General features: G+C 40.3%; 14 protein-coding genes, 3 tRNA genes and 1 CRISPR repeat array. Of the genes, 4 read left to right on the top strand and 13 right to left on the bottom strand.

The window, feature by feature from the left end; all coding sequences use genetic code 11:
• Positions 1 to 115: 115 nt before the first annotated feature.
• The 9 genes from QX565_RS03555 to rho all read right to left on the bottom strand — a co-directional run bounded on the left by QX565_RS03555 (position 116) and on the right by rho (position 13,987).
• On the bottom strand, positions 116 to 2,350 hold the full coding sequence (locus tag QX565_RS03555; RefSeq protein ID WP_289291294.1) for an ankyrin repeat domain-containing protein: 2,235 nt from the start codon (positions 2,348 to 2,350) through the stop codon (positions 116 to 118).
• A 120-nt stretch (positions 2,351 to 2,470) separates the two neighbouring features.
• A tRNA-His gene (locus QX565_RS03550) sits at positions 2,471 to 2,546 on the bottom strand.
• Positions 2,547 to 2,619: 73 nt separating this feature from the next.
• On the bottom strand, positions 2,620 to 3,762 hold the full coding sequence (locus QX565_RS03545; protein ID WP_221650448.1) for a CapA family protein: 1,143 nt from the start codon (positions 3,760 to 3,762) through the stop codon (positions 2,620 to 2,622).
• The gene (gene folD / locus QX565_RS03540) at positions 3,759 to 4,640 is read right to left on the bottom strand and encodes a bifunctional methylenetetrahydrofolate dehydrogenase/methenyltetrahydrofolate cyclohydrolase FolD (RefSeq protein ID WP_221650447.1); all 882 of its coding nucleotides are present in this window, start codon (positions 4,638 to 4,640) and stop codon (positions 3,759 to 3,761) included. The genes QX565_RS03545 and folD overlap by 4 nt, the downstream gene beginning before the upstream one ends.
• 342 nt (positions 4,641 to 4,982) lie before the next feature.
• Positions 4,983 to 6,305 carry a signal recognition particle protein gene (gene ffh / locus QX565_RS03535; protein WP_221650446.1) on the bottom strand — a complete coding sequence of 441 codons (1,323 nt, stop codon included), beginning with the start codon at positions 6,303 to 6,305 and terminating at the stop codon, positions 4,983 to 4,985.
• A gap of 219 nt (positions 6,306 to 6,524) precedes the next feature.
• Complete coding sequence (locus QX565_RS03530; RefSeq protein WP_289291290.1) at positions 6,525 to 7,847, bottom strand: MATE family efflux transporter; 1,323 nt, start codon at positions 7,845 to 7,847, stop codon at positions 6,525 to 6,527.
• Between the two features lie 40 nt (positions 7,848 to 7,887).
• Positions 7,888 to 9,846, bottom strand: coding sequence for an ATP-binding protein (locus tag QX565_RS03525; protein WP_289291288.1), 1,959 nt, complete (start codon positions 9,844 to 9,846; stop codon positions 7,888 to 7,890).
• Positions 9,843 to 11,669 (bottom strand): tetratricopeptide repeat-containing sensor histidine kinase, encoded by a 1,827-nt coding sequence (locus tag QX565_RS03520; protein WP_221650468.1) that lies wholly within the window; start codon positions 11,667 to 11,669, stop codon positions 9,843 to 9,845. Before QX565_RS03520 ends, QX565_RS03525 begins: the two co-directional genes overlap by 4 nt.
• A gap of 260 nt (positions 11,670 to 11,929) precedes the next feature.
• Complete coding sequence (rho, locus tag QX565_RS03515; RefSeq protein ID WP_289291286.1) at positions 11,930 to 13,987, bottom strand: transcription termination factor Rho; 2,058 nt, start codon at positions 13,985 to 13,987, stop codon at positions 11,930 to 11,932.
• 268 nt (positions 13,988 to 14,255) lie between these two features.
• Here rho and QX565_RS03510 point away from each other — a divergent pair, with 268 nt between their 5' ends.
• Entirely contained in the window at positions 14,256 to 15,092 is an 837-nt protein-coding gene (locus QX565_RS03510; protein WP_221650442.1) for a 4Fe-4S binding protein, read from the top strand.
• Positions 15,093 to 15,213: 121 nt separating this feature from the next.
• Here the strand turns inward: QX565_RS03510 and tilS are convergent, their stop codons facing one another.
• Positions 15,214 to 16,527 carry a tRNA lysidine(34) synthetase TilS gene (gene tilS, locus QX565_RS03505; protein WP_289291285.1) on the bottom strand — a complete coding sequence of 438 codons (1,314 nt, stop codon included), beginning with the start codon at positions 16,525 to 16,527 and terminating at the stop codon, positions 15,214 to 15,216.
• A gap of 163 nt (positions 16,528 to 16,690) precedes the next feature.
• Here tilS and feoB point away from each other — a divergent pair, with 163 nt between their 5' ends.
• The 3 genes from feoB (at position 16,691) to QX565_RS03490 (ending at position 19,516) form a co-directional block, all read left to right on the top strand.
• The gene (feoB, locus tag QX565_RS03500; protein WP_289291284.1) at positions 16,691 to 19,177 is read left to right on the top strand and encodes a ferrous iron transport protein B; all 2,487 of its coding nucleotides are present in this window, start codon (positions 16,691 to 16,693) and stop codon (positions 19,175 to 19,177) included.
• Complete coding sequence (locus QX565_RS03495; protein ID WP_007486464.1) at positions 19,174 to 19,392, top strand: hypothetical protein; 219 nt, start codon at positions 19,174 to 19,176, stop codon at positions 19,390 to 19,392. The genes feoB and QX565_RS03495 overlap by 4 nt, the downstream gene beginning before the upstream one ends.
• 52 nt (positions 19,393 to 19,444) lie before the next feature.
• A tRNA-Cys gene (locus tag QX565_RS03490) sits at positions 19,445 to 19,516 on the top strand.
• A gap of 111 nt (positions 19,517 to 19,627) precedes the next feature.
• Positions 19,628 to 20,190: a CRISPR direct-repeat array (repeat unit 36 nt; unit sequence GTTGTGATTAGCTTTCAAATTAGTATCTTTAACAGC).
• 279 nt (positions 20,191 to 20,469) lie between these two features.
• Here QX565_RS03490 and QX565_RS03485 read toward each other — a convergent pair.
• From QX565_RS03485 to QX565_RS03475, 3 genes are all read right to left on the bottom strand, one after another.
• Entirely contained in the window at positions 20,470 to 21,846 is a 1,377-nt protein-coding gene (locus QX565_RS03485) for a sulfatase family protein (protein WP_289291281.1), read from the bottom strand.
• A 318-nt stretch (positions 21,847 to 22,164) separates the two neighbouring features.
• Complete coding sequence (locus tag QX565_RS03480; RefSeq protein WP_221650438.1) at positions 22,165 to 22,389, bottom strand: winged helix-turn-helix domain-containing protein; 225 nt, start codon at positions 22,387 to 22,389, stop codon at positions 22,165 to 22,167.
• Positions 22,390 to 22,593: 204 nt separating this feature from the next.
• A tRNA-Thr gene (locus QX565_RS03475) sits at positions 22,594 to 22,667 on the bottom strand.
• Positions 22,668 to 22,691 lie beyond the last annotated feature (24 nt).

Here is a 22,691-nt window from a genome sequence, read left to right as displayed (position 1 = left end):
CCCCGTTACAATATATGTTATCATGGATAATAATATATGTAACGGGGCATTACATTTAATGCTGCTTTGTAGAGTTGCATACTTTTAGAAACGTCCCTTTCAATTCATCAGATGCTTATATCTCATTTGTCGTAAACAGGTCATAAAGTTCCTTTTCGTTTTGTTTTTTTTCTAATTCTTCCAGCGTATCTGCTTCGAACGATCTGAAGATAAGATACTGGAGATAGCAAAACTCCTGACCGGGCAGTATATCTTTCATCCGGTTGTGTATTTTATACAGAATTTCTCCTTCTGTGAAGGTTGCACCGTTATCTGCTTCCATATCATATACCTCCATGTGCCTTGTTTGCGGGCTGTAATAGCAAAGGGTGAAGGATGGTTGTTTAATCACGACAACATCCGGATTCCAGAAATGGTTTCCGTGTTCCGATTGAAATACGATTACTTCTCTTATAAAGGTGCGGTAATCCGTATATTCCGTTTCTGTAAACTTCCAGATGACATCTGCCAATATCACATCACTATCTTCCAAAGACGAGAAGAGTGATAAATCGCATTTCATTTCCTTTCTTGCTGTCCATCCTTTAAGAATCCATACATTCGCACTGTCAGGTTCTCCCAGGCTTTCCATATAAGGAGCGAGTTCATTCTGAAGTTTATATATCCATTCGTCCATAGAAATGTATTTTCCGTTATCGGGAAGGATTTCTATTTCAAAGTGAGGTGAGTTCTTTTCAGTCATTCTATTGTATCGGATTAGAATACAGGGTGTCTCATATGTTTTATCAGAATAATCCTCCATGTCCCATTCTGCACGGCAATGTTCCAGTTCACTCTTGAATTGGTCGAATGTTTCGTACTTCTTATTTTTGAAGTGCCATGGGAAATAGATATAATCTTGATAGGGAGTATCATGTTTTGAATGCCGGGTGCGAAATACCTTCTTTAATAGGAAGTTGAACTTACCATAGCACAACAGGAAGTTCAGCAGCAGGAGAATACCAGTAAGGAGTATCTGGTTCCAATTTCGAAGCGTGTATTTCTGCATATCGACAACCAGCTTCATTGCTGTATCATCGTAACGAATGGGAATGCATGTCTCTGAGTCTACTCCGCCATCGAATGTGCATACTCCTTTTACTACAACAGCGATACTGTCTGCTGTGATAAAGTGGAAACCAGTGTAATCATACTTGGCGGCATATTCCTTTCCTGTATTCCTTACGATTAGTTCGTCAAAATCAGTATATAGGGAAGAAAACATAAAATAAAGTATGATACTTTGTATGACGACAAAGTATAGCATGAGAAAAAACATGCCTTCTTCTTTGCGGATAGAAGGGAATACTTTTTTGGACATCACCCAGACAAAGATGACTGCAACGAGTATTGAAAGTAGCACGAGCGTTGGCGCAGCACCTTCTCCAATATGATTGTGCAGGTAATCTACCCGGGGAGAAGCATGGATCCAGCTTCCCGTCCTGCTCGTCCCGTCTTCTTCTATGATAATGCGGATAGATGTATTTAGTTCCCACTTTTTATGATCATAGTTTCCGGTTTCCATCAGATTGCGCAAGCTATCCTGTTCGCGCAATTCTGCCAGTTTTCGTTCTTTTCTTTGTTGCTCTTTTTGTTGTTCTTGTTTGGCCTCTTCTATGAATTGCAGTCGAAACAATCTGAACTTAAGGCTAAGTTTCGTAGCTTGTTCGGAAGAAATAGCATACATGCTCAGAAGTTTACTGTTTTTAATGTCCTGTGGGCTGACTGTTATTTTTTCACCCTGTTGCAACCAGAGTTTTAATGCCGGCGTGTAAACATCTGCTCTCATGTGTTTTTTTTCATTATGCTGGTAGGTCAGGTAACACAATAACTCTTTTATCTCCTTTTCATCCACTTTGGCTCCTTTTTCCAACAGATAACGCGTCATAGTAAGGTTGTGGAAAAAACTGATTTCTGCAGTGATGGATAATCCTAATGGTCCTTTTTTGTTCAGGTCGGCACCAGCCTTCAGTAGCATATCAATGGCTTCTTTCTGGTTTTCACTGGCTGCATAATATAATGGAGTATACCCCTTATTGCTTTTTTGCTCCACATCGGCACCGGCTTCGAGTAAGAATTTTATTTGTACTAAATCGCCTTTGGCGGCAGCTTTCATCAACAGTGTTTTTCCGTCTTCCTCTGCAGCATCCATCGGGACTCCCTCATTCAACATCTGACGTAATGTCAAAGTATCACCCGTTTTTATGGAGGTATATTGAGCCGGGAGAAGAGTTCTTTTTGTGTTTTGTGCCTGAATTGATAGGAAAAGAAGGCAACATAGAAGCTTCAATAGTAGTTTGGTCTTTATCATATCTAATAATTGTTGTTGAATCTAATCTACGAAAGTATGAAAAAGTAGAAATACATCCGCAAATGTCTTATAAACAAAAAGAAAGAGGAATCTCATTACTGAAATTCCTCTTTCTTTGGGGGGTGGAAGACCGGACTCGAACCGGCGACATTCAGAACCACAATCTGACGCTCTAACCAACTGAACTACATCCACCATGTTTGCGTTTCTCTAACGCGGTGCAAAGATAGATATAAACTTTTAATCTGCAAATATTCCATGAGATTTTTTTAATAAAAAGTGTACTCTTTTATTCCTTTGTTATGCTTCCTAAATAGTGATTGAGCATCATTTATGAAGATTTTCAGGTGGTTACGCTCTGTAACAGAAAGTGAGTCTGCAGGATAATTAATGGGATATAATATATGATTTTTTTTTCGGGAGAGAACGGGACGTGATGTCCACACTAAGCTATAACCACAATTGGCTACACGAGTGACACTGTCTTTTTCGAGTTCTAACTTAAATAGTAAACCACCATCAGTACGCCGGGCAGACATATTAGAGATGAAATTTCCGAGAGAATAGACTATCACATGCTGATTTCCGGTTATGCTGTCCGTAAGGAGCTCCATGGGTTGCACTACGTGTGGGTGCGAACCGATAATGTGGGTAACTCCCTGCTGTAATAACCAGTCTGTGAGATTCTTTTGTTCTTTATTGGGAAGTGACTGATATTCATCACCCCAATGCATACAGGCAATGAGGGCATCGGGATGTTGTGCCCTGGCAGCTTCAATATCTTGTGCCATTACTGCTTTATCGATATAGTTTACCACATTGGGAGAGGTTACTTTGATACCGTTTGTACCATAAGTATAATTTAAAAGGGCAATGCGAAAGCCATTCTTTTCCAGTAATAAAGGGTATTGTTGGTCACGTGATTCAGTATTGACATAAGTTCCTGCATGTGGAATTTGTAATGAATCGAGCATTAGCAAGGTCCTCTCTAATCCTTTTCTACCTTTATCAAGACAATGGTTATTAGCTGTTATCAAAACATCGAAACCTGCATCGCGAATGGCGAAAAGATATTCATCCGGTGCACTAAAGGCAGGGTAGCCACGATAGGGTTTCCCCCCCAATGTTACTTCAAGGTTTGCAATTGCAATGTCTGCCCGGTCTATTTCTTCCTTAACGAATTTAAAACAATCTGAGTAATCGTATCCTGTAGAGGTACGGGCGGCATTAATCTGCGCCTGGTGTTGCATAAGGTCTCCGGCAAAGAGGAGGGTGATCCGTGAGGTGGTAATACTATCTTTTGGGCAGGAAATAGAATCCGAAGTATTAATAACAGAATCTCTCCTTTCCTGCGACATGGATGTGCAGGAGTAGGAGAGAAAGAAGAGGATTACCAAAGAGATATTTCTCATTTATAGATGGCTTTTTTACCCGCCAACAATGTATTCTTCATTAAAGAAACAATAGTCATCGGGCCTACACCTCCCGGCACAGGAGTGATGTATGAGCATTTGGGTGCTACTTCGTCAAATTTAACGTCACCTGTCAGCTTAAAACCGGATTTTTTGGTAGCGTCGGGTACACGTGTGGTACCTACGTCGATGATTACTGCACCTTCTTTTACCATATTTTCTTTTACGAAGTTCGGTTGTCCTAAAGCGGCAATGATGATATCAGCTTCCTGGCATTCTTTTACCAGATCGCGGGATCGACTGTGGCAGACAGTCACTGTAGCATCGCCCGGATAGGCTTTTTGCATCATGAGGGCAGCCATGGGCTTACCGACAATGTTACTGCGTCCCAGCACTACGCACTTCTTCCCTGAGGTTTCTATCTTATAGCGTTTCAGCAGTTCAAGAATACCGTTCGGGGTGGCAGACACGTAGCAAGGCAATCCGATGGACATACGTCCCACGTTGATGGGATGAAAGCCATCTACATCCTTCCGATAATCGATGGTTTCGATTACTTTTTGTTCGGAGATGTGTTTGGGTAGGGGTAATTGTACGATAAAGCCGTCTACGTCCGCATCTTCATTGAGTTCGCGTACTTTGGCCAACAGCTCCTCCTCTGTCACATCACTTTCGTAGCGGATGAGGGAAGATTTGAAGCCGCAAACTTCACAGGCTTTTACTTTGGCAGCTACATACGTTTCGCTACCTCCATCGTGGCCAACAAGGATAGCAGCCAGATGAGGACGTTTGCCACCGTGGGCTACAATTTCTGCCACTTCAGCTGCAATCTCTTGCTTTACTTGCTCGGAAATGGCTTTTCCATCTATAAGGGTCATGTTCAATAGTATTTTGGTGAAGGACAAAAGTAAAATAAATAACTGAATCAGCCAAAAGGAATTCATTTTTTGTCAATAGCCGATTTATAGATTATTAATGGAGCGAAAAGCTTGGAGAAGAGGAGTCGGTATTTCATCAAAATAACGGTTATATGTGAAACTCACTCACTTTTTATTTGAAATCGGCTTGATTGGAACTCTTTTGTGAATTAATGGTACGAAAAAAGGAGAAAGCCATAGCTCTCTCCTTATATACTGGTTTTGTTTCAATCTACTTTATGATTAACGATGCCAAGGGCACAAAATAAAAAGACCAAAGTCAAACGTTTACTCCTTAAAAGATTAGCGTTTCATTTTTGGCATCATTTTACCCATCTTGCTGCCAGTTACCATCTTCATCATTTTACGAGTCTGATCAAATTGTTTCAGCAGGCGGTTTACTTCCTGAATAGTTGTACCACTACCTTTAGCGATACGGGTACGGCGCGAACCATTCAGTATTTCCGGATTGGAACGTTCTGCAGGAGTCATAGAATAAATGATGGCTTCAATGCTCTTGAAAGCGTTATCGTCAATATCAATATCTTTGATGGCCTTTCCTACACCAGGGATCATAGATGCAAGCTCTTTGAGGTTACCCATCTTCTTGATCTGAGCTATTTGGCTAAGGAAATCATTGAAGTCGAACTGATTCTTGGCAATTTTCTTTTGCAGACGTTTTGCTTCTTCTTCGTCGTACTGTTCTTGTGCACGTTCTACCAGTGAAACGATGTCACCCATACCTAGGATACGGTCTGCCATACGTGCAGGGTGGAACTGATCAATAGCATCCAGCTTTTCGCCTGTACCTACAAACTTGATGGGCTTGTTGACAACCGAACGGATGGAGAGTGCTGCACCACCACGGGTGTCACCGTCAAGCTTTGTCAATACTACACCATTGAAGTCGAGGCGATCATTAAATTCTTTTGCAGTATTAACAGCATCTTGTCCGGTCATGGAGTCTACCACGAAAAGGATTTCATTCGGGTTGATGGCTTTTTTAATAGCAGCAATTTCGTTCATCATCTCTTCGTCTACAGCCAGACGACCGGCTGTATCGACGATTACAAGATCGTATCCTTTGGCTTTAGCTTCTTTAATTGCATTTTGTGCAATTTCTACCGGATTCTTACTATCCGGTTCAGAGTACATCGGTACTTCAATCTGTTCAGCCAGTACACGGAGCTGTTCGATAGCAGCAGGACGATACACGTCACAGGCTACGAGCAACGGTTTGCGATTCTTTTTAGTTTTGAGCATCCGGGCCAGCTTTCCGGAAAAGGTAGTCTTACCTGAACCTTGCAGACCAGACATCAGGATAACAGCCGGATGACCATCTGTGTTAATTTCAACAGTTTCTCCACCCATTAACTGAGTAAGTTCGTCGTGAACGATTTTCACCATCAACTGGCTTGGTTTCACGGCAGTAAGTACGTTTTGTCCCAGTGCTTTCTCTTTTACTGCATCGGTAAAAGTTTTTGCTACCTTGTAGTTAACATCGGCATCCAACAGGGCTTTACGCACATCTTTCAGTGTTTCTGCTACATTGATCTCGGTGATTTGACCCTCACCTTTCAAAATCTTAAACGACCTCTCTAGTCTCTCGCTTAAATTATCGAACATATCTTATACTAATTACTGATTACTAAACTTATAGACCGGTTTACCACAGAGGATACAAAATTTTTAGTGAGCAGTGAATAGCGATAAGTAATTTAGTATCATGCAGCATGATAGTGCAGTCAGTTAATCACTAATCACTTATCACTACTCACTAAAAAACTGTACCCTCTGTATCCTCTGTGGTAAACCGGGATGCAAATGTACAAAAATCTCTTGTATTTATATCTTTTTATTCTGCCATTTTGCTTTTTTGAAGTAAATATAGCTTGTGGTAAGTAACAATGTATAGTACACAATCTCAATGGTAAAGCACCATTCGATGGGAGCTTTCAACCACATTCCGATGAAGATTATATACGAACCATAAATGACGATGGTTATTACTTCAAGTAACAAGGCAGCTTGTGTGTTACCGGTACCGGATATTCCGTTAAATACGATATTGGCTACGGAGGCTATGAGCATGGCAATGCAGATGACATAGACAGATGGAACAGACTCGGCTATCAGGGCAGCTTCATTTGTATAGATGGAGAGCATAGCTTGCGGAAATGTTGCGGTGATGACGACCAATGCCAGCATAACGAAGAATGAAAAACGGGCTATCTTATTGATGAGTGTCATTACGTATTGTATTCCTCCTGCGCCAATGGCGTTACTGACCAAGCTATTAGTAGTGGTGGCCAGTGCGTTTACCGGAATGAGCATTACGATGTATATGCTTCGCACAATATTGGCAATGGCAAGTTCACGTTGTCCCAACCTTTCTACAGCTACGAAGAATATGAACCAGGTAGCCATTGACAAGAAGTACTGCAACATAGTGAAGCAGGAGATACTAAGTATACGCATCAGTAACTGAGGATCGAAAGAACGTAATTTATTCAGGCCATACTTTTTCAGGTCGACGGTGATATACGTATAAATGAGGAAGAACAGAATGGAACTGGCTTCTGCTACTACAGAGGCAATGGCAGCGCCTTTGATACCCATTTCCGGGAAGCCGAAATGTCCGAATATCATTGCATAGTCCATCACTACGTTTGTCAGTGCCATGACGACGGCATTGATGGTAAGTACCTTTGTACGCGTAATGCCGATATAAAGTGCCCGGAACATTACGTTGATAAACGAAAAGAAGAATCCGTAGATACGCCAGTCCAGAAATTCCATTGTGGCATCGTATATGGATTCGGAGGAAACCAGCATCCGCATAATATTGCCCCCAAAAGCTTTTGTAAAGCTGAATAATAGCAATGCCATCAGCAGCATGAACATAACACCTTGTATCATTACCGGTCCTACGTCAGAATAGCGACCTTCGCCATTGCGGCGGGCAATCACAATTTGCGAACCGGTGCTAAAACCGAAAGCAATAGTAAAGATGCAGATATAAAAAAGTCCACCCATAGCCGAAGCTCCGAGTGCTACTTCACCTACACGTCCGAGAAAGGCGGTGTCAGTGACATTAATAACATTTTGTGCCAGTAAACTAAGAAGTATCGGGTAACTGACACTCCAAATTTGCTTGTTAGTGTACATAAATGAGCGTTTAGGTTTGCAATTTGCAAAGATAACGCTTTTATCCGGATATACTGTCGGGGGGAAGAGTTAAATCAATTGTGTGTTTGCCGTGTTTATCGGTAGTGACGATATAATCACCTCCGAAATGTTTCAATAACAGCTTATTTATTTCATGGCGGATGCTTGCTTGTTGTGAATGGTATTTCGGATCAGCCAGTGGGCTATTGATAATTTGGAAATGAATGATTCCTGAAGTATCGCTCTGGTTTACTGTAAAGGTAATTTTTCTTCTTTCTTTGCTTTTGTCCGGATAGATCAATGTGCTGAGCAAGGCTTGTGTTATCCGTCCGGTATCTGTTGTGATGTCCTGTGTGCTGATATTAGCCTTGAACAGAATTTCTATGACTCCCTCGTTTCTCATCTGTGCCATATAGATGGCATCATTACAAAGTGCAATTGCATCGTAAGTCTGTATTTGAAACTTCATCATATTGGCTTCGAGGCGGGATAGATCGAGTACATCATTTACCAGTTGTATCAGTTCTTCAGAATTCTTCTGGATGATGGCCGAATACTCTTGTCTCGTATTTTCGTCCATATTGGGTTCCGAAGCTATAAGTTGTGAAAAACCAACAACTCCGTTGAGAGGGATACGGATATTGTAGCTCATATTAGAGAGAAAATGATTTTTAGTCTCGTTAGCTTTCTCAATCATCAGGGTGGCTTTACGGGTTTCGCTTTCTGCTATCTTCAAAGCTTTTCGCACCTGGTAGGCACGTATCGTGAAGAAGATTAATATGATCAGGGCAATAGCGATAATGCAGAATACCAGAAGTTGGATTTTACTCTTCAACTGTTCTTCTTCAAGCTCCATTTTATCTATATGGTAGTTGCTTTGTATCAGATTCATTTGTTTATCGGACAGTTCGGTAATCAGTGAGTCTTTCATCTGTATAACCTTTTCGTAGATTGGTATTGCTTCCTGACTACGTCCGGCTTCGGTTAGAATATCAGCTTTGGCGGACAGTTGATTGACGTAATCGCTGCTGAAAGCGTCTTTTAATAGTACAACAGTAGAATCCAATTGGTTGATAGCACGGTTGTATTCTTTGCAAAGACGGTAATAAGAGGAATATGCATCGTGATAAAGTACCCGATACATAAAATAAGTATTGGAAGTGAGGTATTCGGTGCTTTTTTCAAGATGTTGGAGGGCCAGCAGAGGTTGTTTCATCTCTACATAATAATATGTATAGTAGATATCATTGAAAATCATCGGATCCTGAAAAGCCTCTTTCATCGTTGGATTTTCTGCGATATAATCAGAAAGAATTTTCTTTTGTTCATCCAGATACTTTTTCTGATCCTGGAGATCTTTGTTGGCTTTGCTGAGTGAGATAAGTTGGCAAAGTACGGAGTTTCTTACAATCACATTATTCATTTGAGGAAGAAGTTTATGAGCTTCTTCCAAAGCTTGTTTACCTTCTTTCCATCGGCCTGTACCCATATAGGCATTGGCGAGACATTGCTTGGCGCCTATCAGACCACGTATGTTCTTGGCCTCTTGTGCTTTCTTATACATTTCAAGCGACTTGTTGATAGCAAGCTCGATTTGCTCTCTGTAGGAGTATAGATCTATCTGGCATCTTTGTGAATCGAAGTAATAATCCCACAAACCAGCTTGCCGGGCGTAAGGCTCCATGTCCGATATCTTTTTGACTACGCTATCCAGCTCATTCTGATTATAGTAATAAATAACCTGAAAGTAGAGTGCGATTCCGGCATACTTGGGATTGTTTTGAGTGATAGCCTCCTTTAACAACATATTTGAGTAATAGATGCATTTGGGGCTTGTCTGTTCCATCCGTGTTATGCTTTGTATAGTGTGCAGGCGTAGAGAATCATGCGGCATGTCGGGCAACAGTCTTTCCAGACTATCAGCATTGGTTGTTGACGGAACTGCCAGACTTATCAGGATATGGCAGCATAAAGCGAATATGAAGATCAGTCGTTTCATTGTAGCTTTTTGTTTTTGGTTGCTGCATCTGGTTTTATAGGATGGGTGAACATGAAACGGGCACCTGCTGTATATTCCGGATCAATCCATATTTTTCCTCCGATCTGTTCAACAATAAGCTGGCAGATAGAAAGTCCCAAACCTGTACCCTGGGCGCCTTCATTCAGCTTTTCGAAGCGGTTGAATATCCGGTTTTGATTTTCCAGAGGAATACCGCAACCGGTATCAGTGACCGAAAAGATGGCGGTATCATCTGATTCTTTTTGTATCTCAAGAGTAATGGAACCTTCCGTAGTGAACTTTGTAGCATTAATTAGTAGGTTGATAAGTAGCTGTTGCAGGCGTGAATCATCGGTTAACAATGGCAATGATTCCAGTGTGGTGACAAAGTGAACATCGGCTTGCGTTTGCTTTACTTTCTTTACGGTGTCGATAACATTACGGCATATGACTACTGCATCACACTTTTTAAAATTAAATACCAATTTAGTCATATCCAGATTGGACAGGTCTATTACATCGTTGATCAGGTTTAATAGTAATTCGGAGTTTTGCTGTATGATATCATTGCATTGCCGCCGTGTTTCATTGTCAATAGAATCATCTGTGAGAATGGCGGAGAACCCCGATAGAGCATTCAATGGAGTGCGAATCTCATGACTCATATTTGAAAGGAACAGACTTTTGGTTTTGATGGAATTTCTTGCATGTCTCTGTGCTTTTTCCTGTTCTTCTTTTGAATGGCGCAAGCGTTTGTTTTCTGTTCGTATGTGGAAAATGAGTACTGTGATAAGAATTGATAGAGAAAGTACTACCAGAATACCCCATAGGATAGTCTGGTTACGTTCCTGTTGGTTCTGAATTTCCATTTGATCTATTTGATAAATGGTTCGCAGTTCGTTAATCTGACGCACATAGCTAAGATTATCCAAAGAATCCTGCAATATATTGGTCGTTTGGTAAATGAGGCATGCTTTGTCAGTTTGTCCTAATTTGGACAGAAGTTGGGCTTGCTGAAGATTTAACTGTATGTGCTGGTTAGGAGAGTAGGCTGGATTTATCTCTTTGGTGAGATTGCTATATTTCTCTAGAGCCAGATCATATTGACTACTTTGCTTATAATAGCTGGCATACAGGTAATTCAAAACAAAACGCATATATAGATTGTTATGTTCAGAGTTTGCTTTTGTAGCCTGTGTGATATATATGAGTGCTTTGTCTGGTTGATTGATTGCGACATAATAGTAGGCCCGGCATATCGAAACGTAAAAAAGAGTGGAAGTAGTTGGGTATTTGTCGAAAAGAGCTTCGAACTGTTTTAAATATGTAAGTGCCTTATCTGTATCTCTTATCTTTAACAGTGTGAGAATCAGATTTGGGAAAATATGTATTTTCAGATGATCTGCATCTTCCGAAGTGTTTAGAATATTTAATGCTTCTGTGTAAGAATCGATGGCTTGTTGTCTCATATTTGCACCCAGATAGGCGTCTCCGATAGCACGAAGGGAAAGGGCAATGCCTTTATCATAGTTCATTTCCTTGGCTTTCTCATACATGGTGTGTGCTTTATCTACAGCTATTGTAATATCACCACGAATAGCATATGCACTGGATACCAATTGTCTCAGATGAAAAAGGCTACTATATTGTTTGTTTTTTTCTAGTTGTGGATCAAGCTCTTTCTCCCATAAAATAATACTGTCGGCAGTTATATTTTTTGCATAAGGTAAGTTGTTGTCTATGAGAATTTGTAAGTCGGCAAGGTGTTCCGAAGTGTTATTCACAGAATAGACTGGGACAGAATATAGAAAACCGGCCAGCATTCCTAATATGTAATAGATATAAATTCTCACTGTTTGATGTCCTGTTCGCGATGTTTGGTGCAAAAATAAGTAAAAAGAGTGAAGATATCACGATATCTTCACTCTTTTTACTTATTTATTTTCTGTCTATCAGGTTCTGTACTCCAGGACCTTCATGATTGGGATAACCGAAGGTGACTACGCCAGTGTTTATCTGTGTCTACTTTTAGGCTGTAATAGTCATTTTGGGTCCGGCATTTGAGTACTAAGAGATTATATGTTTAGCTATTCATACTCATCAGGAACTCGTCGTTGTCTTTTGTCTTTTCAAGACGATCTCTTACGAAATCCATAGCTTCTATCGGATTCATATCTGCCAGGTATTTGCGTAGGATCCACATGCGGTCAAGTGTTGTCTTGTCAAGTAACAAGTCGTCACGACGTGTACTTGAAGCCACAATATTGACAGCTGGGAAGATACGCTTGTTGGATAGATTGCGATCAAGCTGCAGCTCCATATTACCTGTACCTTTGAATTCTTCGAAGATAACCTCATCCATTTTGGAACCGGTATCGATTAATGCTGTTGCGATGATGGTTAGCGAACCGCCATTCTCAATATTACGTGCAGCACCAAAGAAGCGTTTGGGTTTGTGCAATGCATTGGCATCCACACCACCGGACAATACTTTACCTGATGCCGGAGAAACGGTATTGTAAGCACGTGCCAGGCGTGTGATAGAGTCCAGGAAGATAACTACGTCATGTCCACATTCTACCAGTCTCTTTGCTTTTTCAAGTACGATACCTGCAATCTTCACGTGGCGTTCTGCCGGTTCATCAAAAGTAGAGGCGATAACTTCGGCGTTTACACTACGTGCCATATCGGTTACTTCTTCCGGGCGTTCGTCGATCAATAGCATTATCATATATACTTCCGGATGATTGGCTGCGATGGCGTTAGCAATATCTTTCATCAACAGGGTCTTACCTGTTTTAGGCTGAGCCACGATCAAAGCACGTTGCCCCTTACCAATTGGTGAAAACAGATCTACTACGCGTGCGGACATCGAATCGGAGTATCCGCCTTTACAGAGTCTGAACTTCTCATCCGGGAAGAGGGGAGTCAGGTGGTCAAAAGGTACACGGTCACGTACGAATGCGGCATCACGACCATCTATTTTAGATACTTTTACCAGCGGAAAGTATTTTTCTCCTTCTTTAGGAGGACGAATGATACCCTCTACTACATCACCGGTTTTTAGACCGAATAATTTGATTTGTGATTGAGATACGTAGATATCGTCCGGAGATGAAAGGTAGTTATAATCAGAAGAACGAAGAAAACCATAGCCATCCTGCATGATTTCCAGAACTCCTGTACCGGTGAGGATATCATCAAACTCATAAGGCTTTTCGCGCTCAATCACTTTACGTTCCGGAGCCGGAGCATTCTCTCCCATATTCTGCTGTTGGGCAGGTCTCTGCATAGGCAGGCGGGGGGGATTATTTCTTGGTGCGTTATTGTTGTTAGGATTATTGTTGTTATCGCGGGGACGGATAACGCGGGGACGCTGTTGGTTCTGTGCCTGTTCAGGAACAGGAGTAACCACAGGCTCTGTTTTGGTTGATTCGAATTTACCGAAAAGTTCTGTTGGTAATTCTACTTTCTCAGAAGGGAGATCTTCTATTGGGATAAAATCGTCATCAGCACCTTCGGATAAGATATTGCTTTCTTCATCGATAACTGCTGGTGCTTTGGGTTTAATAATGGGCTTTGAAATAGGTTTTGTCTCTATTTTCTTTACCTCAACCTTTTTTGCCTCTGTCTTTTTTACTTCAACCGGTTTTTCAGTTTCGGCTGCTGCAACTGGAGCTACTTGCTCTTCTTTAGGCTTGTTTTCTGTAGCATTTTTACGAGGACGACCTACTTTCTTTTTGGGAGTTACTGCTGTTTTTTCTGTTGCAGGAGTAGTAACTTCAGTTTTTATAACTTCTGCTTTTACAGGCTCAGCTTCTTTAGGTTGTACTTTGGCTGCCGGAGTCGGAGTGGGAGCAGTTGTTTCAGTTTTGGTTATCTCACCATTTTTGGTAGCGGAGAATACTTTGTTTTCTTTCTTCATTGCTACCCGTGAACGTTTTTTCTTGTCTTCATTACGCTCCTCTTTCAATTTATCTGCGGCAACTTTCTTAGTAGCGCCTGCGATAGCTTGTTCGTCAAGGATTTTGTAAACAAGTTCTTCTTTCTTTAGTGAGTCTGTCTTTTTTATACCCAGTTCGCGGGCAATAGTTTGTAGTTCCGACAAATCTTTGTCGTTTAATTGGATAATGTTATACATACAGTATAGTAAGTTATTAATATTTTTTGTTCAGCTGGAATACGGACGTCACAACACAACTTCACCAGTCATTGGTTATGCGAACATATGCTTTAATTATTATGAATCAGGGATGTTTCTGTTGAATTGGATATCTACCTGTTTCTCTCCTATGAGAGATGGCAAAGTATTTCAACGGCGCAAAGATAATAAATAATTTTGGTTTCATAAATAAATCATCATTTTTTTCATTTATAAAGTGTATCTTTGTTACTCAAATTATAACATTATGATAATTACTGAAGCTCATCTTATTTATTTTTCACCTACCCATACTTCTAAACAAGTAGGAGAGGCAATTGTTCATGGAACGGGGGCAACAAATGTGTTGACGACGGATTTGACCTTAAAATCGGTTGATGAAATGGAACTTCCTACTTCGGCATTGGCTATTGTTGTTGTCCCGGTATATGGTGGACATGTAGCTCCTTTGGCTATGGAGCGCCTGGAGAATATCCGTGGTACGGATACTCCGGTAGCTTTGGTAGTAGTTTATGGGAATCGTGCCTACGAAAATGCGCTGACGGAGTTGGATGCTTTTGTTTTACTGAATGGCTTTAAAGTAATAGCTGGAGCTACTTTTATTGGAGAGCATTCTTATAGCAGTACTAAATGTCCCATTGCAGCAGGCCGTCCTGATACTCATGATTTAGAGCTTGCCAGAGATTTTGGTAAGAAGTTGAGGGCAAAAGTTGAGGCAGCCTCTTGCCTGGAGACTCTGTATCCGGTTAATCTTCGTTCTATTCCTCGTCCGCAACAACCTTTTTTCCCTTTATTCCGTTTTTTACGTAAAGTAATAAAACTACGTAAGAGTGGGGTACCCTTGCCACGTACTCCGTGGCTGGATGATGAAAGTCTTTGTACGCATTGTGGTACATGCGTACGTCATTGTCCTGTTGGCGCTATTGTAAAAGGAGATGAAGTGCATACGGATGCTGAAAAATGTATTAAGTGCTGTGCCTGTGTCAAATCATGTACACAACAGGCGAGGGTTTATGATACTCCGTTTGCTGTGTTGCTTTCCCAATGTTTTACCCGTCAGAAAGAGCCAAGAACAATCTTGTAATAAGGGTTGCAAAAAGGCTCGAATAATAGATATTGCAAGAGTGTACACTTCTGTCATACAAGAGTGTACACCTTTGTGGTGCAAGGTTGTACATTCTTGTTATACAAAAGTGTACATTCTTTTAAGTGTTGATTATTAGTGGGTTATCTGTTGCTTTCTCACTCATCTTGAATACTGTTACTTTCTTGGTTTTTTCGTCTATCCGGAAGCGATTGTCAGTTCGTTCTCCTACGATCCAGATTATTTTGTCTCCACAACATAATACCCATTGGTTTTCTTTCTGGATAATTGAAAACTTCCTGTCTGTCAGATAATCACTGACTTTCTTTTTGCCTTTCATACCGAAGGGAATAAATATATCTCCCGTTTGCCATTTTCTTAAGTTAAGTTCTCCGATTAGTTTGTCGGTGTCGAAACAGGCAATATGTTTCTCATGGGGAATAATAAAATCTCTTGTGTATTCTTTCTCTTCTTTAATCAGGCAGAAAGGAGGGATTTCTTGCTTTTCTTTCTTGTCGATTAATAATAACTCTCTGTCTTTGACTACTCTCCAGCCGTCTTTACTGATAAACTGTTTTCCGGTTTGCCCTTCCAGTATAGCCAGAATATTTTTTGTTTGTGCTGCATTGAATCCAAGTGGATAGAGTATCTCGAATAATAAAGCTCCTGGTGAAGGCTCTTTTAAAAGGGGGACGATACGGATATTTCCTTTCTCTATAACCCGTTGCTTTCCTTCTTCTATACCTTTATTATATATCCGATTTACATCATTCAGATAATTGCTTGTATCAATAATATGCTCTTTGACTAAAGGATTGATTTCCTGCATCAGTGGCAGTAGGTTTAGACGTATCTTATTGCGTGTATACTCGTCCTGTAGGTTTGTACTGTCCGTCACGTATTCTTGTCCGGCATTTTGCAGGTAGTCTGTAATTTCTTTGCGACTGATGCATAGGAGCGGACGTACAATATCTCCGTTTTTAGGGCGTATTCCTAATAATCCGTTGATACCCGTTCCTCGTATGAGGTTGAGTAATACAGTTTCTACACTATCGTCCTGATGGTGGGCTACAGCGATTACATCCGCTTTGGTTTTCTCTTTTATTTCCGCAAACCATTGATAACGTAGTTCGCGCGCTGCCATTTCTATCGATATTTTCTTTTCAATAGCATATTGTTCTGTTGCAAAATCAATGGTATATAATGGAATTCTCATTGTTTTGCATAACTTTCGGACAAACATTTCGTCCCTGTCTGATTCTGCTCCCCGCAAATGAAAATTACAGTGGGCGGCTTCACAGTCATATCCTAATGTGTGAAGTATACGTAATAGTGCTACCGAATCAGCGCCACCGCTCAACGCCACTATTATCCGGGCATTTAAGGGGAACAACCTCTCATTATCAATATATTGTGCAATCTTTTTTTCTATCATATCGCAAAGATAAACAATGTGATTAAATTAATAATTAATAATTAAATATTCTTTTCCATCATCCGGGTACTTCCCTATGCGGGGCGCTATTTAAAAACATTCTAAATAATTTGTCTCCTCGGAACTAATCTGTTATCTTTGCCGAAAATTAAGAGAACAAAGTATGCGTTTGTCCGAATTAAGAACAGGAGAGAAGGGCGTTATCGTCAAAGTACTCGGCCACGGAGGTTTCCGTAAACGTATTGTCGAGATGGGCTTTATTAAAGGTAAGACCGTAGAAGTGTTACTCAATGCCCCTTTGAAAGATCCCATCAAATACAAAGTATTAGGTTATGAAATTTCGCTTCGTCGGCAAGAAGCTGAGATGATCGAAATTATAGGTGAACAAGAAGCGGCAGAACAGGCACAGCGACAAGAGAATTATCACCAGAGTATCAGCGAGAATGTTCATCCGGGTGAAGAGGAATTGAAGCGTCTGGCCCTTGGTAAGCGAAGAACAATCAATGTTGCGTTGGTTGGCAATCCGAACTGTGGAAAGACCTCTTTGTTCAATCTTGCATCCGGTGCCCATGAGCATGTTGGCAACTATAGCGGGGTGACTGTCGATGCAAAAGAAGGTTATTTCAACTTTGAAGGTTATCATTTTAAAATAGTCGACCTTCCCGGTACTTATTCACTTTCGGCATATACACCGGAGGAAATATATGTACGTCGTCATATTATTGACGAAACTCCCGATGTAATTATTAACGTTGTAGATTCTTCCAACCTGGAACGTAATCTTTATCTTACGACTCAGCTTATCGATATGAATGTCCGTATGGTAATTGCTCTTAATATGTATGACGAGCTTGAAGCCAGTGGCAATACCCTCGATTATCGTCTGTTGAGTAAACTATTCGGCGTACCTATGGTTCCCACTGTTTGTAAGAGGAATTTAGGTATTGATCATCTGTTTCATGTGATTATTAATCTTTATGAAGGGGGGGATTTCTTTGATAAAAATGGTAATATTAATCCTGAGGTAGTTAAAGAATTGCAGGATTGGCATCGTACGCATGTCGATGAAACTCATCATGAGGAACATCTTGAAGATTATATTCATCCTCATAAATCGGGTGAACGTGTTTTCCGCCATATACATATTAATCATGGGCCCGATCTGGAAAAGGCCATTGATGCGGTAAAAGAGGAGATTTCAAAAAATGAAGCCATCCGGTCTAAATATTCTACCCGTTTTCTTGCCATCAAACTTTTAGAGAATGATCCGGATGTTGAACGGATTATCCGAACCTTGCCCAATGCAGAAGAGATTATCCGTATACGCGAAAAAGCGGCGAAACGTGTGATGACTGCATTGAATGAGGATAGTGAATCTGCTATAACCGATGCTAAGTATGGTTTTATCAGTGGTGCACTGAAAGAAACCTTCACAGATAACCACCAGGAAAAGGCACAGATGACGAAAGTGCTTGATTCTATTGTGACACATCGTATATGGGGGTATCCAATCTTTTTCCTTTTCATGTATATCATGTTTGAGGGTACGTTTGTACTTGGAGAGTATCCGATGATGGGGATTGAGTGGTTGGTAGAGGCATTAGGAAATCTTATAAATAATAACATGTCCGAAGGTCCGTTGAAAGACATGTTGGTCGATGGTATTGTAGGTGGAGTAGGAGGAGTTATTGTTTTCCTGCCTAATATTCTTATTCTCTATTTCTTTATCTCTCTGATGGAAGATTCCGGATATATGGCTCGTGCAGCTTTTATTATGGATAAGATAATGCATAAGATGGGACTTCATGGTAAATCGTTTATTCCTCTGATTATGGGATTCGGGTGTAATGTGCCTGCTATTATGGCCTCTCGTACCATTGAGAACCGGAAGAGCCGTCTTGTTACCATGCTTGTTAACCCATTGATGTCGTGTAGTGCTCGTCTCCCTATTTATCTACTGTTGGTGGGTGCATTCTTTCCGAACAATGCGGGGCTGGTATTGTTTTCTATCTATTGTATTGGCATATTGTTGGCAGTGTTATTGGCACGTCTGTTCAGTAAGTTTCTGGTTAAAGGAGATGATACCCCGTTTGTGATGGAATTACCGCCGTATCGTATGCCAACTATGAAATCTATTTTCCGGCATACCTGGGATAAAGGCGAACAATATCTTCGTAAAATGGGAGGAATTATTATGATTGCATCCGTTGTTATTTGGTTCCTGGGATATTATCCCAATCACGATGCCTATGAAACCGTAGCCGAACAACAGGAAAATTCTTATATCGGGCGGATTGGAAAAGCCATTGAACCTGTTATCGAACCTATGGGTTTTGATTGGAAATTAGGTATTGGACTGATTTCCGGAGTTGGTGCAAAGGAGTTGGTTGTTAGTACGCTTGGTGTACTTTATACAAATGATGCTAATGTGGATGATACCACTTTGGGCGAACGAATCCCTATTACGCCATTTGTAGCTTTCTGCTATATGTTGTTCGTACTGATATATTTTCCATGTATTGCTACATTTGCAGCTATTAAGCAAGAGTCTGGAAGTTGGAAATGGGCATTTTTCACAGCCGGATATACTACTGTGTTAGCATGGGTATTAACTTTTGCTGTTTATCAGATAGGAGGATTATTTTTATGACTTTGAACTGGCAGGAATGCGTTGTTGCTGTATTATTAGTTCTTTGTGTGATTCGCATTGTGTATGGAATTTATAATTTTTTTCGTCGCACGAAAAATAATGAGAATCCTTGTGCAAACTGTGCAAGTGGCTGTGAATTAAAGCGTCAGCTTGAAAAGAAGCAACAGGAATGTAAAGAAACCAAAAGTCGTCCAAAGAAAAATTGCTGCGGATAGTTTGGAGATTTGAAAATTAGTATTACCTTTGCAACCGCAAACGAGGAAATAAGGTTCCTTGGATGAGTGGCTTAGTCAGCGGTCTGCAAAACCGTGTACGGCGGTTCGAATCCGCCAGGAACCTCAATTATTACTCTAAATCCCTTGAAAGTACTTAACTTTCAAGGGATTTTTCTTTGTGGGGGCCATTTGGGATCATGCTTTAACAACTGAAGATGTAAAAGTATCAATAACCAGGGGGATTAGCTTTTAAATTAGTATCTTTAACAGCAGTACTTCTAAATTGAATACGATCCAAATGGTTGTGATTAGCTTTCAAATTAGTATCTTTAACAGCCAAAGTCTTTCCGGAACTGTTCAATGTTGTGTTGTGATTAGCTTTCAAATTAGTATCTTTAACAGCGCTTCCTCTTGCGGTGTGACCCATGATTTAGTTGTGATTAGCTTTCAAATTAGTATCTTTAACAGCAATAAATAAAGAAATAGAGGATTTACTATAGTTGTGATTAGCTTTCAAATTAGTATCTTTAACAGCCACGAACCGTCCACTTGGAAACACAAACACGTTGTGATTAGCTTTCAAATTAGTATCTTTAACAGCTGTAAAGACTGGTACACCTCTTGCAAATAGTTGTGATTAGCTTTCAAATTAGTATCTTTAACAGCGGAGTAAAGCGCATGAACATGACGCATCTGGTTGTGATTAGCTTTCAAATTAGTATCTTTAACAGCCTTACGCATCTTATTGGCAAAGAAAGCAAAGTTGTGATTAGCTTTCAAATTAGTATCTTTAACAGCACTAACTTCGGTAAGTGCTGTTTTTAAGTAGTTTACGAGCCTTGTATATAGAATTTTTTGAGTGAAGATAGTTGCTTATCCTTTGTTATAAATAAAAAAAATGGTTCGAATTGTAGAGTTCCAAAGCTATAAAATAGGAAGATGAGGTCAACATCTAATTGCTTGCTTTTTTCATTTGTTTATGAAACGGTGGCCAAATACTAAAGATTAAAAGCTGAACACAAAAAAACATTGTGCTCAGCTTTCAGCCTGAATGTAAGAGATTATATGATATTGGTTTTATTTTTTAAGTTTCTTTCCGGGGACATCGTGTAATTTCGGACGAGTTGGGCGGATATTATAGGTATTCATCCAATTTTCAAGAATATCACGATGCTTTTGTAACTCATTATTGTAAGTATTTTCCATTGTCAGGTTTCTTGTTTCGCCTCTATCTTCTTGCATGTCAAATAGTTGTTCACGATGATTCCCTTTATCGTAAAGTACATATTTATAACGTTTGCTACGTACCATCCAACCTCTGGTTTTGCTGCCATCAAACTGTGTTTCGGTGATGATATAGTCTTGATGCGGGCTTTGCGGGTTTCCTTCTTCCACAATTTTACGAAATGATTTTCCGGTTGCACCCTTTGGCATTTCAGCACCTGCCCAATCACAGATAGAAGCAAAGAAATCTATACCATTGCTGATGAGCTGAGGCAGTACTTTACCTGCATGCTTCTTACCTGGTAATGTGATGATGAGAGGAATATTAACCACTTCTTCATATAAGGCAGATTTCTGATTCCAGTGGTGAGCACCTATACCATCTCCATGATCGCTGGAGAAGATAACGACTGTATTCTTCCAAAGGTTGTTCTTGTCGATAGCATCAATAATTTTTCCGATTTCCTTGTCTACCTTTTCTACCAGGCGGTAGTAGTTATACCGATACATGCGCCAGTCTTCGGGGGTATAGTTAGCTGTAGGATATACATTATAGTTATTTGCTCTTTCGTTTTCTATGATATCAGCATCATAAGGACTTTTTGCAAAATTGGCGGGTAGGCCCGGACAATCCCGAATGTCGGGTGTGTCTATATTTCCATAAGGTAAATTCTGACTTCGTGCATATTCACAGATGTTGTGCGGGTTATCGTACGAAGCGACCAAAAAGAATGGTTTCTTGTGTTCGCGTGAAAGGTATTCGGCACAAGCTTCCGCCAATCCGTCATCGCTATGTTTATATATATTGTCGAAGCCATATTCCTTATCGGGTATATCAAGCAAAGGGATATGCCATTTGCCACCATAAGCACAATCGTATCCGGCATTTTTTATCAATGTACCCAATGTTTGGTTCTTGAGTGAATCGGGCATTGGTGAGCCGTTTACGGATAATCCTACTGCGCCGGGATAGTGGCCCGTAAACATTGCACCGCGTGAAGGGCCACTAAGGGGAGAGGTACAATAAGCATTGTTGAACATCACACCGGCAGCAGCCAACCTGTCAAGATTAGGAGTATGTAAATCCGGATTTCCGGCACAACTCATGGCATTGGCTGTTTGTTGGTCAGTGAAGATGTAGATAATGTTGGGGTGTTCGGCGGCAAAAGCCACAGAGGGGCATAACAAAGAGAGTGATGCCAGATACTTCATTGAAATAGGTTTTACCATGTTATTTAGTTTTGATAAATAAATCATCTTTGGGAGGATTATTTTCCTGATTGCTAAGTTACTCTTTTTTGTCTGTTTGGATTGATATTTATGTCCTTTTTGTTCAATGGAATGTTTATTAAGCTATCAATTTTGTGTGAATTACCTGTAATTTTGTGCAAATACCACTTCATTGCTATGTGACAGCCATTTTGAATGTGATTGGTATATGTCGTTAGAAGGAAGGTGCTATTCAAAAAGAAAGTGGTCTGTTACGGTAATATGTAACAGAATACACTTTCTTTTATTGAATTTGTAGCGGATTATTTCTTCGTGTTCTTATCCGAAACAGAAGTAATATTCCGAACCGTTACTGATGTAGAGGGTATCTTCTCTTTTTTCAATAAAGATACAGTTTTCTCTTGCCAGCCATCCGATAGCCAACATTACATCTTCAATAGCCAGATTGGTTATTGTACATAGTTCGTGAACGGAGATTTTCTTCATCTCGTTAAGTACCCGCCATACTTTGCCTGAATTTTCTCCAATTCTTGCTTTTTCCATAATGCAGATATATTTATTGTTTCCCTGATTATATAACAAAACAGAGGGGTGAAAAAGTCGGGTATAATGCTTCTGAATGAACACTATAAATGAAATAGCGGTTCTGATTTTGTAACTTTGAAACTAAATAGGTACGAAAAGTGGAAAAGTTTCGATAAATGAAAAACGTTTTCCGATATTCGGAAAACGTTTAAAAGATGAGTGAGCCTCTTGTCGGATTCGAACCAACGACCCCGAGATTACAAATCACGTGCTCTGGCCAACTGAGCTAAAGAGGCGTTTTCTGTTTTGCGGGTGCAAAG

It is taken from the genome of Bacteroides sp. 41_26 (assembly GCF_949740115.1).
Taxonomy (GTDB): domain Bacteria; phylum Bacteroidota; class Bacteroidia; order Bacteroidales; family Bacteroidaceae; genus Bacteroides; species Bacteroides nordii.
This window is presented reverse-complemented; position numbering and strand designations above follow the sequence as displayed.